The 12,671-nt window shown below is 64.0% G+C and carries 10 protein-coding genes; 3 read left to right on the top strand and 7 right to left on the bottom strand.

Features of this window, described 5'->3' with window-relative positions; genetic code table 11:
* The first annotated feature begins 120 nt into the window (after window positions 1-120).
* Complete coding sequence (locus tag ACP97_RS04870) at window positions 121-1,719, top strand: long-chain-fatty-acid--CoA ligase (protein WP_049996711.1); 1,599 nt, start codon at window positions 121-123, stop codon at window positions 1,717-1,719.
* A gap of 32 nt (window positions 1,720-1,751) precedes the next feature.
* Here ACP97_RS04870 and ACP97_RS04865 read toward each other — a convergent pair whose 3' ends face one another.
* The 5 genes from ACP97_RS04865 to ACP97_RS04845 all read right to left on the bottom strand — a co-directional run bounded on the left by ACP97_RS04865 (window position 1,752) and on the right by ACP97_RS04845 (window position 10,136).
* The gene (locus ACP97_RS04865; protein WP_049996710.1) at window positions 1,752-2,399 is read right to left on the bottom strand and encodes a helix-turn-helix domain-containing protein; all 648 of its coding nucleotides are present in this window, start codon (window positions 2,397-2,399) and stop codon (window positions 1,752-1,754) included.
* A gap of 88 nt (window positions 2,400-2,487) precedes the next feature.
* Complete coding sequence (locus tag ACP97_RS04860; protein WP_049996709.1) at window positions 2,488-4,479, bottom strand: SpoVR family protein; 1,992 nt, start codon at window positions 4,477-4,479, stop codon at window positions 2,488-2,490.
* The gene (locus tag ACP97_RS04855; protein WP_049996708.1) at window positions 4,472-5,782 is read right to left on the bottom strand and encodes a YeaH/YhbH family protein; all 1,311 of its coding nucleotides are present in this window, start codon (window positions 5,780-5,782) and stop codon (window positions 4,472-4,474) included. The genes ACP97_RS04860 and ACP97_RS04855 overlap by 8 nt, the downstream gene beginning before the upstream one ends.
* Window positions 5,773-8,067: a PrkA family serine protein kinase gene (locus ACP97_RS04850; protein ID WP_049996707.1), complete on the bottom strand. Its 2,295-nt coding sequence runs from the start codon at window positions 8,065-8,067 to the stop codon at window positions 5,773-5,775. Before ACP97_RS04850 ends, ACP97_RS04855 begins: the two co-directional genes overlap by 10 nt.
* Window positions 8,064-10,136 carry a PrkA family serine protein kinase gene (locus ACP97_RS04845; protein ID WP_049996706.1) on the bottom strand — a complete coding sequence of 691 codons (2,073 nt, stop codon included), beginning with the start codon at window positions 10,134-10,136 and terminating at the stop codon, window positions 8,064-8,066. The genes ACP97_RS04850 and ACP97_RS04845 overlap by 4 nt, the downstream gene beginning before the upstream one ends.
* Window positions 10,137-10,392: 256 nt before the next feature.
* On the opposite strand from ACP97_RS04845, the gene ACP97_RS04840 reads away from it, so the two are divergent.
* Together ACP97_RS04840 and ACP97_RS04835 are read left to right on the top strand one after the other, a co-directional pair.
* A complete protein-coding gene (locus ACP97_RS04840; protein ID WP_049996705.1) occupies window positions 10,393-10,779 on the top strand; it encodes a DUF5820 family protein in 387 nt (128 codons plus the stop codon).
* Between the two features lie 38 nt (window positions 10,780-10,817).
* Window positions 10,818-11,267, top strand: coding sequence for a UPF0179 family protein (locus tag ACP97_RS04835; RefSeq protein ID WP_049996704.1), 450 nt, complete (start codon window positions 10,818-10,820; stop codon window positions 11,265-11,267).
* A gap of 9 nt (window positions 11,268-11,276) precedes the next feature.
* Here ACP97_RS04835 and ACP97_RS04830 read toward each other — a convergent pair whose 3' ends face one another.
* The gene (locus ACP97_RS04830; protein ID WP_049996703.1) at window positions 11,277-12,107 is read right to left on the bottom strand and encodes a M14 family metallopeptidase; all 831 of its coding nucleotides are present in this window, start codon (window positions 12,105-12,107) and stop codon (window positions 11,277-11,279) included.
* A gap of 56 nt (window positions 12,108-12,163) precedes the next feature.
* A complete protein-coding gene (locus ACP97_RS04825; RefSeq protein ID WP_049996702.1) occupies window positions 12,164-12,643 on the bottom strand; it encodes a DUF309 domain-containing protein in 480 nt (159 codons plus the stop codon).
* Between the last annotated feature and the right edge of the window lie 28 nt (window positions 12,644-12,671).

Genomic DNA, 12,671 nt, shown 5'->3' with positions numbered 1-12,671 from the left:
GTACGGAACGGCGAAGCCGTTCCGTGATGACGAAAATCGCCCCGCGATTTTCGAACCACCCCGAAGTAAAAAGGTGGGCGAAAAGGCTTAGTCGCCGCCCACGAAGTGATTCGATAGATCATGAAGGTCGAAATGCGAACCACGGATTTCCTCGATCGGGCGGTCGATCTCTATTCGGATGTCACCGGGGTCATCGCCCACGACGGCACCGAATACACCTACGGCGAGTTCGCAGAGCGCGTCAATCAGGTCTCGCATGCCCTCCGGGAGATGGGTGTCGAGCAGGGCGATCGGGTGGCGCTGCTCTCGCCGAACACGCACTACTTCCTCGAAACGCTGTACGGAACGAACCAGATCGGGGCCGTGTTCGTCCCGATGAACTACCTGCTGGTGCCCGACGACTTCGAGTACATCCTGAACGACTGCGACGCCGATATCGTCATCGCCGACTACGAGTACGCCGCAAACGTCGAGGCGGTCCGCGATTCCGTACCGGCCGAGTCGTTCGTCGGCTATCAGGCCGACGACATCGACGGGGACTGGGAGGATTACGAGGACTGGCTCGCCGCCCAGCCGACCGAGTCGCCCGAGCGGCCCGAGATTGCCGAAGAGGACGACGCCTCGATCAACTACACCTCGGGAACGACCGGCGACCCGAAGGGCGTCGTTCGCACACACCGGACCGAACACTGGCACGCGCTCGTGTTGAATCATCACAAGGAGATCCGCGACGACGACACCTACCTCTGGACGCTACCGATGTTCCACTGCAACGGCTGGGGTCACACCTACGCCATCACCGGGACGGGCGCGACCCACGTCTGCCAGCGCACGTTCGACGCCGAAGGAACCCTCGAACGGGTGCGCGAACACGACGTCTCCTACATGTGTGGCGCTCCAACAGTTCTAAACCGGCTCATCGCCCACTACGACGAGAATCCCGACGTCGTGACGACCGGCGAGCGCGACGTGCGCATCGCCACCGCCGGCAGCGCGCCCGCGACGGCCACCCTCTCCAGTATTGAAGACGACATCGGCTGGCGGATCATCCATCTCTACGGACTGACCGAGACCGCGCCGCTGATCACTTCCTCGAACTCGCCGCGCCGACTCGCCGAGCACGGGCGCGATCTGAAGGTGAAACAGGGCAGCGAGGTGCTCGCCACCGACGTTCGGGTCGTGGACGAGGACGGCACCGACGTCCCCCGCGACGGCTCGACGCTGGGCGAGATCGTCGTCAAGGGCAATCAGGTGATGGATCGGTATCTCAACAAGCCCGAGGCGACCGAGGAGGCGTTCAACGCCAGACTGCCGGGCTACTTCCACACCGGCGACCTCGCGACGATGGACGAGGACGGGATGGTGGCGATTCAAGATAGAGAAAAGGACATCATCATCTCCGGCGGCGAGAACGTCTCGTCGATCGCCGTCGAGGACGTCCTCTACGACCACCCAGACATCGCCAAGGCGGCCGTGATCCCCACTCCGAGCGACGAGTGGGGCGAGGCAGTGACGGCGCTCGTGGTGGCGAAACCCGACGCCGACCTCACGGGCGAGGCCGTCCGCGAGTTCGCCGGCGAGCATCTCGCGCGCTACAAAGTCCCGAAGACGGTCGAGTTCGTCGACGACCTTCCCGAGACGGCGACCGGCAAGGTCCAGAAGTACGAACTCCGCGAGGAGTACTGGGAGGAGGAAGAACGACTGGTCGGACAGGGCTGAATCGGGTAGTGCGAATCGGCGTTCGCGGTCTCTCAGACGAGCGACGTGAGGATCCGCGATTCGGCCTTGCGGAGGTGTTCGTCGACCGTGCTCGGTGCACAGCCGAGTTCGTCGGCGATGTCCTCGTGGGTCGCCCGCCGCGGGATTTCGTAGTAGCCGTGTTCGACGGCCATCTCGAACACCTCGAGCTGGCGGTCGGTCAGCAGCGAGAGCACGTTTCTGTCGTCCGGCGAGTACTCGCCGACCTGTTCGACGGAAATGTGCGTCTCCTCGGGTAGCTCTTCGAGCGCCTGCTGGAGCATCTCGTGAGTACCGACGATCGTGATGCGTAGCCCGCCCGCGACGAACGGCAGCGGCGGGACGATCATCAGGGCGTACTTCTGGGCGACCGACATCAGTCGGCCGGCGGGCTGGCCCGGCTCGACGTGGACGTAGAAGTGAAAGGTTCCGCCCTCGACGGCGATCGACGAACACGAGAGCAACTGGGGATGGCCGTCGAGGCGCTCGGTGAGTACCTCGGGGTCGCCGCGGAGGCGATAGAGCATCACGCCCGTGCCGTTGGCGAGCGCGTTGACGTGGACGAGCGCCTCGCGCGTCACGCCCGGTGTCTCCAGAATCACCTTGTCGACGGGGTGCATCGCCCCGTCGTCGGGTTTGATGGTGAACTCGAAGTACCTCATGGCGCTCGCCCCATCATCACGGTTGACGATACGGGTTCGGCCGATAGCCTTTTCGGATGGTGCAGATTCGGGGACGGCTTCCGAACCCTCACGCGAGCCACTCGTCGGGTTTCGTGTCGTAATCGACGTCCGTGGCGGCGATACTCTCGACGTCGCTCCACGGGAGGTCCTCGACGGTGAACTCGTTGCCGTCGTAGCGGATGAGTTTCCCGCGTTCGTCGGGGTCGGGTTCGCGCTCGCGGCGCTTTGCGACTTCGAGGTCGTGCTCGCCGAGTTCCTTCACGATCGTCTTGAGGTTCACCGGCCGCCCCCAGAGGGCGAACACCCTCTTTAGGGTCTGTCTCGCCTGCTCGACGTCGAGCATCACGCCATTGTAATGGTGGGCCAACAACAGTTCGTTGCGGTTGTTGTAGTTGCCGTCGTGCACAGTGATAGTCGGTTTGCCGAAGTTCGTGAACTGCAGGAGTAGTTTTTTCTTGACGTCCTCGTAGTCCGTCGAGGTCGCCCGGTAGTCGCCGGTGGCTTGGGTGTACTCGTAGGTGAAGTAGTCGTTGTCGTCGACGAACTCCTGTGTGAGGAACTCGTCCAAGAAAGTCACGTCGTTGTGACTCTCCCGAATCTCGAACAGGCGATCCCAGCCCGCGGCGTACTCGACGTCGGCGAGCGCCTCGTCGATGTCGCCATAGCGCGAACCGTCGAACAGATACCTCGAAATCCGTTCGAGTTCCTCCCGACTCGTGCGCCGGAGGAAGCCCCGATTCTGGGGTTTGGCGAGCGAGTAGTGGCGTTCGGCCATCCCTTCGTAGGTGAGCAGCTTCCACGGGTATCGCTCGACGTCGATCGCACCCTCTTTCGCCGCCGCGAGTCCCTCACTGTCGATTCGTGGGTCGTCGGCGTCGAGCGCTGCCAGCCGCTCGCTCGAAATCCGGTCGACCGTCGAATCGGGTGCGAGCGCCGCCGCTACCGTCTCGAAATCGACCACGTCGTGGAAGTTGCGCCACGTGATGCCCTCCACCCTGAGGAGTCGTTCGCAGACCTCGCGGCGATTCACCGAGTTTTCGATGTACTCCCAGAGTTCCTTGCCGAGTTTGTAGGGATTTAACCCTGGGGAGGCGAGCACGCGAGCCTGATGGTCGGCGTAGCTCAGAAACTCGTCAGTACCCGCAAAATTCTCCTCGCCCATCATCATCGACTCCCAGTAGGCCGCCCAGCCCTCGTTCATCACTTTCGTCATCCGCTGGGCGGCGAAGTAGTAGGCCTCCCGCCGGAGGAGTTCCAAAATCGTGCGCTGCCACTCCTCCATCTCGACGGCCTTCCCGCTCTCGTCGTCGTAGGCCATCCCGTGGCGGTAGAAGAAGGCGAGCAAGTCGGGTTCGGGTTCTTCGGGAATCGTCCCCGACACGTCCTCCTCGCGCTGCGATTCGAGCCATTCCTCGTCGAAGACCTCGCTCACCACGTCGGCCCCGAGGTCGAGGTCCGCGAGCCGATCGGCGATGTCGTCGAGTTCGATGTCCTCGCTTTTCTCGGCGCTCGCGCTCGCAAAGGCCCGATGACGGTCGATGTTGGTATCGAGACATTGGATGGTGTCGATCCAGCGCTCGACGGCCTCGCGCTCGATGTCCGGGTCGCGCATGAACTCTGAGATGGTGTCGGCGTGGCGGGCGAGCATTGCGGCGGCGTTCGGCGTCCCGCCGCCCGAGAACAGCCCGAACCACTGGTTGTGCGCGAAGAAGTCGGCGTGGGCCTCGACGTGAGTGATGACGGCCTTCTGATCCGCCAGGGAGTTCGACTCCTGGAGGAAGGCGTGGGCCGGGTCGTCGTTGTTGACGATTTCGAAGGCCTTGCCCCCCAGAAACTGGTTCTGTTTTTGCTGGCGGTCGTACTTCATCCCCCAGCGCCAATGTGGATAGCGAGTTTGAAAGCCATCGTAGGCGATGAGTTCGTTCATCTCGTCGTAATCGACGATCCAGTAGTTCACCCGGTAGGGTTCGAGTCCCAGTTTCCGGGCGAGGTTCGCGGCCTCGCTCACTGGCTCTTCGAGGCTGTCGGCCACTCGCCGTGCGGTGATGCGGTCACTCATTGTCGTCCTCGGTGTTCAGGATGGTCTCGATGGCACCTACGACGTCGCCCGGCCCGTTGACGTAGGCGACGGCGACGTTCTCCGTCTCGTGGAAGTGGCGTTCGATCTCCTCGGCGTGAGTCGCGTTGATGGCGTTGCCCGACGGCTGGGTCTCGACGTAGGCGTGGAGATTCGCGGGGATTCCCTCCATCAGCGGGATCACGTTCTCTTCGGTGTCATTGCTCGAATTCTCGGAGTCACCCGCGGCGAAGACGTACCTGTTCCAGTCGTTCCACGGGTACTCCTCGTCCAAGATTGCCGCCGCGAGGTCGTACGCGCTCGAAATCTTGGTCCCCCCGCCGGAGCGGATGCCGAAGAACTCCTCGCGCTCGACGCGCCACGCCTCGGCGTCGTGGGCGATATAGACGAACTCCGCGTGGTCGTACTTCCCAGTCAAGTACCAATCGAGCGGCGTGAACGTCCGCTCGACGAGTTCGCGCTTCTGTTCGCGCATCGACCCCGAGACGTCGCGGATGTTCACGACGACCACGTTTTTCTCGCGCTCCTCGACGATCTCGGGGTAGCGATAGCGCTCGTCCTCGCGACGGAAGGGCACGTGGTCGATGCCCTCCTTGCGGATGCGGGCGACGGTATCGGTCTCCTCGACGTTCGCCTCCATCGCCTCGATGGACGGCCAGTGCGTGCGCTCGCCGGGCGCGAGTTTCGCGTACTCGTCGTCGAGCCACGCCCGCGAGACCGGGAGGTGTTTGCCGCGTGCCCACTCGAAGACCGACTCGGGGCCCATTCCATCGACCCTGAGCGCCTCGCGGACGTACTCGCGGTCGAAGTCCATCGCCAGTTTGCGCTTGAGACCCTCCTTGAACATCCGCTCGAAATCGAGCGTGCTATTGGGGCCCGTCCGACTGACGTCGGTGTAATCGCCCTCGATCTCCTCGATTACTTGCTTGCCTTTGGGTTCGAGGTCGAGCCCCAGCCGCTTGTCGAGTTCCTGAGCGAATTCTTCGGGATTCATCTCGTAGTATTCGTGCTCGCCGCCCTCCTCGCCGGCCTCGCCCTCGTCGTCGCCGGGCTGGGGCTGACCCACCTGCTGGCCCGGTTCGGGTGTATCGCCGTCACCCTGCCCGACGCCACCCTGGTCGCGCTTGTCGTACTCGAAGCCCGGCAGGTCGACGATCTTGATGGGGACGCGCACCGAATCGGGGCGGCTGCCGCCGAGGTCCCCATATTGAATGAACTCCGCGAGGTCCTCGCGGCGCTCCTCGCCGACCTCGCGGTAGCGTTCGAGGTCCTCCCTCAGTCCCATCGGTAGCTCACCTGTCCCATGACGTGCCGGCTGGTCAGTTCGGCAGAAGCCTCGCTGTACTCGAACAGTTCGACCATCTTCGCGATAGTTTGTTCCTTGAGTCGCGCCGTCTCCGTTCCGCTCGGCGGGTCCTCCCACTGGCGCGGGTCGAAGTCCTCGTAGGCCCGCCGGACGTCGTCCCAGTCGTAGCTTCCTAACACTGTGTCGACGACGGGGATCTCAGTCAGCGCGACGTCACTCGCACGAAATTCGTCGTCGCGGCTGTGCCACGCGTGCCGATTCAGGGCGGTGATGATCTTCTCCGTGCGGAACTGTCTGACCGCCGGCGAGGGCTGGTTGCCGTCGTAGCTCTCGGGACCGAACCGTCCGAGATGTTCGGTCTCGAAGACCTTCATCACCAGTGGGTCCGGCTCTTCGCGCTCGCCGCGGTCGTTCTCGACGTTCTCGTCCGTCGCCCACGCGTAGACGTGCTCGACGTACTCGGCGACGGTCGCCTCGTCGACGCGCTTGTCATGGAGCATGGCTTCGAGCACGTCCGCGCGCTGGCGCTCGAACAGCTGGTTTTTCACCTGTACGACGCGGCTCTCGAACTCGCCGCGCTCGCCCGTCGAGAAGACGGGGGCCTCGGCCAGCCCGGCCGCCATCGCGTTCAACACGTCCTGTGGCATGACGACGTCCTCGACGGGGAGGTCGGGGTGGTGGCGCTCGCGGTCGGCATAGAGGAGGTCGGCGATGACGTCACGAGTGTAGGTGACGGGAATCCCGCTCTCGCCGTCGGCACCCTCCCCATCGAAGTCGTATGCCTCGCGCTCGGTGCGTTCGTCGCCGTGCTGGAGGTAGCCCTGATCGAACAGCAGCGCCTTGTCCACGAGGTCCATGCCCGTCGGGAGGTCGGTATCGTCGAGCCGCGTGACGACGCTGTAGAGCGCCGCCGTCCCGACCGCGTGCGGCGCGAGTTCGATGTCCGTGACGTCGCGACCGCTGCCGACCGTCATCGTGATCGGCTCGGCGATCGTCCCCTCTAGCTCCTCGTAGCTCTCTGCGCGCCAGACCGTGGTCTCGTTGGTGAGTTCGCGCCGGATCAACTCGGCTTCGAGCGAGACGTTCGTCAGATAGTCGAACTCCCGCCTATCGAGGCGACGTTTGAGCGCCTTCAGCGGATCGCGGCCGTCGCGTTCGGCGTGCTGGTTCAGTTGCGCTTCGAGGTCGGGGTTCGAGATGATCACCAGTTGGGTGTCGAGGTCCATTCCGATGCCCTTGTCCAGCTTCACCGACCCCTCGTCGGGGACGTTGAGCAGTTTCCGGAGGAGGTCCGCGTGCTGGGCGGCGTCCTCGACGATCGTCAGGAGTCCGTTACCCTGCGAGAGCACGCCATCGTACGAAAAGGCCTGCGGGTTCTTTCTGCCCCGGGAGTCGAGTTCGCGCACCATCCCGGCCATCCACGAACCGACGAGGCGCTCTTTGGGCGAGCCGTCGTCCTCCGAATGCAACACGCCGATGCCCTGTCCGACGTCCACCACGTAGTTCTTCACTCGGAGGTGTCGCCGGTCCGTCACCGCCGAGAACAGGTCCCGAACGCCCTCACGGCGATAGCGCTCTTCGAGGTAGTCGTACGCTTCCCGACAGAACGGGTCGAGACGTCCCTCGACGGTGATTGGGACGTGATCGTCGCTGCGCGCGTTGAGCGCATCGACGATGTCGGCGCGCACCTCCGGCGGGAACACCGTGAGGGGATGGGACTGGACCGGACTCGCGTACCAGTCGTCCTCGTCGTCGCGGTACTCGCCGCCGTAGGTCAGCCCGGGAGCCTCGCCGACGCCCGCGACGTTCCACTCCACCGTATAGCGCCGGCCGGCGTCGGTCTTCGAGAACTCGCGTAGCCCGTTGATGAGACAGCGCTTGAGTTCGGACTTACCAGTTGCCGTGGGACCGGCGAGCCAGATGATCTTCTCGTCTTTCCCACGCTGGGCGGCGATCGAGCGCAGGTCGTCGACGAAGGCGTTCAGGACCTCGGTGTTGCCGAGGATCGCGTGCTCGCCGTCGTTGTGCGGGTCGTCGAAGAAGCGATAGCGCTCGGTCTCCTCGCCCTCCTCGATCACGCTTCTCGTTCCGGCGGCCTCGATGGCCGCGACGAGATACTTCGAGGCGTGAGCGGCGATTCGTGGCTCCGTGAGCGCCGCGTCGACGTACTCGGCGAGGCTCATCGGGTCCTCGTAGGTCGCCCGCAGTGCGCGATCGGCCGCCGTGACGTACTCCTCGCCCGATTCGCCGGTATGTTCGCTCATTCTTCCATCTCTGCCTTTGCGACCTCCGCACCGGCGAATTCGAGCACCTCCTTGGCCCCGCCCCGGGAGTAGCCCTGTTCGCGCAGTGCGTCGATCCACGCGCTGCGCTCCTCGTCGTCCATCTCGCCCGACGACACGAGCGCCGAGAAGTTGATGTTGTGTTTCTTGTCCTCCCAGAGCTTGCGCTCCAAGGCCCGGCGCAGTCGGTCGTTGTCCTGTGGGTTGAACGTGTCGCCCTCGCGCGCGCGCCGCGACACCCAGTTCGAGACCTCCTGACGGAAGTCATCCTTCCGGTCCTCGGGTACGTCGAGTTTCTCCTCCACAGAGCGAAGGAAGGTCTCGTCGGGACCCTGTTCGCGCCCGGTGAGTTCGTCCTCGACAGTGTCGTCGTCGATGTACGCCATCACGTGGTCCATGTACTTCTCGCCCTGGCGCTGGATCTCGTCGAGGTCGTAGGCGAGCGCGTGGCGGACGTCCTCGATGGCGCGCTCGCGGTACTCCTCGCGCACGAGTTCGAGATACCGGTAGTAGGTGTCGAAGAGGTCCTCGGCGATCGAGCCGTGGTTTTCGAGGTTCCCCTCCAGATGGTTGAACGTCGTCAGCGCCGAGAGGAATCCCCGTTCCCGGTGCATCGAGTCCATGATCGCCTCGGCGATCTCGTCGCCGATGAACCGCGGCGAAACGCCCTCCATCCCCTCGCCGATTTCGGCGGTCTCGGTCGCCTCTTCGCGCAGCTTTTTGACGTCGACGTCCTCGGCCTCGTCGATCTCGCCGTTGTAGGCTTTGGCCTTCTGGAGCAGATCGACAGTACCGGAGTCGGGTTCCTCGATGCGGGTTAGTACCCCAAAGAGGCCGGCCATCTCGAGGGTATGCGGTTCGACGTGGATGTCGGGCACGTCGGCGTTCGCGAGCATCTTCCGGTAGATGTTCGCCTCCTCGTCGTACTGGAGGACGTAGGGAAAGTCGATGCGCTTGGTCCGGTCGTTGAACGCTTCCATCTTCTCGTCGCCCTTTTTCTCCTTGTACTCGGGCATGTTCGTCCGGCCGACGATCACTTGGTCGATGTCCATCCGCGGGTTGCTCTTCGGTTTGATGGTCATCTCTTGGGTGGCGTGCAGGAAATCGTACAAAAATTCCCGCTGGAGCTTTAGCAGCTCCTCGCCCGAGAAGATGCCTCGATTGGCGTTACAAAAGGCTCCCGAGTAATCGAAGGCTCGTGGGTCGCTCTCCCCGTAGATAGCGATTTTAGAGTAGTTGACGTCACCCGTCAACTCGGTTTCGTCTTGGTTCTTCTTGTCCTTCGGCTCGAAGGTCTCGATGGTCTGTCGCTTGTTCTCGTCGGCGGTCAGACGAATGATTTCGATGTGATTCTCGACGACTTGCTGGAGGTCGTCGTCGTAGTAGCCAAGCAGCGAATCCATGTAGAACTCGCTGGCGGGGTCGAGCGACTGCTCGTTCTGGATGGTGTAGGGCGCGTCGAGGCGCTCGTTCAACTCCTCGACGATCCGTTTGCGCTGGTCGAGCGGCAGCAGAACCAGGGGATCCTGATTCATCGGGCTGCGCACGGTGTCGTCGGCGGGGTCCTGGTCGGCGATCACGTCGCCGAGATTCGTCCAGCGGAAGGTGTACATCCGCCCCTCCTCGCGCATCGTGTAGTCTTCGAAGTATTTTCGCACCTGTCTGTCGAAATCCGATTTGCCCGACCCCACAGGCCCCAAGAGAAGTTTGATGCGGCGTTCGGGACCCAGTCCGCGCGCACCGGATTTGGCCTTGTTGACGAACTCGTGGATGGCTTCGTGGATCTCTCTCCCATAAAAGGTGTTCTCGCCCTCGCCGAGGGGGTCCTCGGTGGCGAGGTGGTACTCGACCACGCCGGTTTCGTCGTCGTACTCGGAGCCGTAGAAGTCGAACATGTCCGCGACGCGCTGGTGGGCGTTGCGGGCGATGGCCGGCTCGGCGCGGAGTTCGTCCAGATACCACTGGAACGGCCGGGCCGTGCGGAGGTCGGTCGGGATCGATGCACGGTACTCCTCGCTGAGCGCTTCGAGCGTGTTGGTATCGCCTGACATTGTTGTATCTCTCACGGGACCCGCCGCGCCGGTCGGGGTCGCCGTGGGTGGTCGTCCGTTCGATCGGGCGGCACGGTCGATATCGGGGGTCACACTGGAGAGCGCTTCGTGGCGGCATACCGTGGTAGCGCAACCCACCAATACTAGTAGATGAAAGAGGATTCACACCTATAACTGTTGTCCCTACTTCGACCATACTCCGCTCGTCGCCTCACCTGACCGCCGAGGACTTGAGCGCCCGCCACCGAGCACGTCTATGAGCGAGTTCGAGGACCTGCCCGATTCGTGGACCGTCTGGAACGAGGGCGGCGACCGGTGTATCCTCGTCTATCGACCCGACGTCTTCGACAGCCACGAGTTCCCCGCAGCCTGCCTGCCGACCATCTATCTGACCCACGGTCGGCGCTCGCGCCGTCCCGGCAGCGAACGCGACCCCGCCCCCTCCGACCCGTGGTACGTCACACTGTTTTTGGAACCCGAAGTCGATCGTGACGCCGAGCGCTTCGACTCTCGGGAGGCAGCCATCGCGGGCACCGTAACCCTCGCCGAACGCTTCGCCGACGGTGCGGTGGACTATCGGGCGCTGTATCAGGTGCCCCGCGAGGACTACTTCGCGAAGCTCGACGAACTCACCGGTGGGTGAGACGTGGTTTTTATTCACGCTCGCGCCTATCTCCCACCATGTCACAGGTCACGCTCATCGGCACGCGCCTCGCGGAGGTCGGCACCGAATTCACCTACGAGGGCGAGGCCAGCGCCTGTGAGGGCTGTCCCTACCGCGAGCAGTGTCTCAACCTCTCCGAGGGCACGAAATACCGCGTTACGGACGTGCGCGAGAACGCCCAGACCCTCGAATGCGGCGTCCACGACACCGGGGTGCGCGCCGTCGAGGTCGAACCCGCACCCGTGATGGCAAACGTCTCGCCGAAGAGCGCCTACGCGGGGAGCAAAGCCAGCCTAGAAGGGCCGTGTCCGCACACCGGCTGTCCGAGCCACGAATACTGCGAGCCGGCGGGTGCGGAGTTCGACACCGAGTACCGGATTCGGGAGGTCATCGGCGACCCACCACACGACTACTGCCACCTCGACCGCGAACTGTCGCTGGTGGAGTTCGCAGCGGCCGAGGAGTGATTCCCTCACCTAGCCGGGGTATCCCGAGCGGTCGCGCTCGTCGCCGGCGTTCGTTCCGCCGAGCCGTCCGGCGGGTTCCGCGCTGTAGCCGAACTCGTCTTCGTAGCCGTACGGCGACATGAGGACGGGATAGAACGGCTCGTCGGCGACGAGTGCCTCGCCGTCGACGGTCGCGTAGGTCTCGCCCGCGGCGACGCGCTCGAAGTTCGTCGCCGGCACGTCGTAGGCTTCGGCCCTACTCTTCGGAATCAGGTGGGTGAGACGATACAGCGGAACGCCCTCGCTGTGTGGCTCGCCGCCCGGCAGCGCGCCGAGCGCCGCGAGGAATTCCCTGGCGATGGTGCTGGCGTTCTCGGTGGCCCCTTCCGAACCCTGATACCCGCACTCGACCTCGATGACGGGTGCGTGCTCGATGAGGCGACCCTCGGTGAACGCGCTCGCGTCGACGGCCGCATCGAGCGTGAGGTACGGACAGACCGAGCGTGCGAGCGTTAGCGTCTCGTCGGCGAGCACGGCGAAGGTGCCCGTGTAGGACTGCGTCGAGTGCATCGAGAGGGTCGTACAGCCCTTGAGTTCCGCAAGTAGGGAAGCGGCGAGGCGCTCCTCGTGGGCGTCGCTGTCGGGATCGCCCGGGAACACCCGGTTGAGGTCGGCGTCGACGTAACGCACGTCGCGTTCGAGCGCCTCCTCGTTGGCGACGATACACTTCACCGGTCTGTCGACGTCCGGCTCTCGCTCGATGAGCTGTTCGACCGCGCGCACGCCACACGGCTCGTCGCCGTGAATCCCACCGACGACAGCGATTTCCGGCTCGCCGTCGCCCAACTGCTCGATTCGCATCTACCTGTTCTACTCACCCCGCCTTTTTGAGTGCCGCGATACTCGAACGAGAGGAGTCATTCGAGCGCCGCCGCGTACGCGACGTCCGCCGGGCGTGCTTCGGGCGATTCGCCGTCGAGACGTATCGTCCAGCCCTCTAGGACACTCGGCTCGTCGAGCGCGTTCGTCAGGACGGTGCGAACGTCGAGCAGGTCGGTTCCATAGAAATCGTTCGGCACGCCCGCGAAGTAGTCGAGCGCCGTGGTGAACAGCGAGCGCACGCCCGCATCGTCGCCAAAATCGAAGTGTTTGTGCGCGCCCGCCGCGACCTGCACCATCCCGTGGAGGAACCGCGACTCGGTGGTTCCGCGGCCGTAGTTGTACCACTCGTCCTCGAAACAGTCGTGCGAATCGTGAAATTCGCCCGCGTTGTAGAGGCGCACGCCGTGGACGACCGCTCGACGGAGGGTGGCGTGCTCCCACTGGTCATCGTCGCGCCAGCCCGTCGGATTCCCCCGTGGTGGCTCCACGGAGGGGTCGCGGGTGTGGTCGTCCATACTCTCCCTCCGGCGAGTGGACGCCTAA

Origin of the sequence: Halococcus sediminicola (assembly GCF_000755245.1) — an archaeon.
Lineage (GTDB): Archaea > Halobacteriota > Halobacteria > Halobacteriales > Halococcaceae > Halococcus > Halococcus sediminicola.
Note: the sequence above shows the minus strand (reverse complement) of the source record. Positions and strands in the feature narration are given on the sequence as shown.

Coding starts and splice junctions, on each gene's coding strand:
- ACP97_RS04870 (WP_049996711.1), top strand. CDS start 121: ATGAAGGTCGAAATGCGAACCACGGATTTCCTCGATCGGGCGGTCGAT.
- ACP97_RS04865 (WP_049996710.1), bottom strand. CDS start 2,399: ATGAGGTACTTCGAGTTCACCATCAAACCCGACGACGGGGCGATGCAC.
- ACP97_RS04860 (WP_049996709.1), bottom strand. CDS start 4,479: ATGAGTGACCGCATCACCGCACGGCGAGTGGCCGACAGCCTCGAAGAG.
- ACP97_RS04855 (WP_049996708.1), bottom strand. CDS start 5,782: ATGGGACTGAGGGAGGACCTCGAACGCTACCGCGAGGTCGGCGAGGAG.
- ACP97_RS04850 (WP_049996707.1), bottom strand. CDS start 8,067: ATGAGCGAACATACCGGCGAATCGGGCGAGGAGTACGTCACGGCGGCC.
- ACP97_RS04845 (WP_049996706.1), bottom strand. CDS start 10,136: ATGTCAGGCGATACCAACACGCTCGAAGCGCTCAGCGAGGAGTACCGT.
- ACP97_RS04840 (WP_049996705.1), top strand. CDS start 10,393: ATGAGCGAGTTCGAGGACCTGCCCGATTCGTGGACCGTCTGGAACGAG.
- ACP97_RS04835 (WP_049996704.1), top strand. CDS start 10,818: ATGTCACAGGTCACGCTCATCGGCACGCGCCTCGCGGAGGTCGGCACC.
- ACP97_RS04830 (WP_049996703.1), bottom strand. CDS start 12,107: ATGCGAATCGAGCAGTTGGGCGACGGCGAGCCGGAAATCGCTGTCGTC.
- ACP97_RS04825 (WP_049996702.1), bottom strand. CDS start 12,643: ATGGACGACCACACCCGCGACCCCTCCGTGGAGCCACCACGGGGGAAT.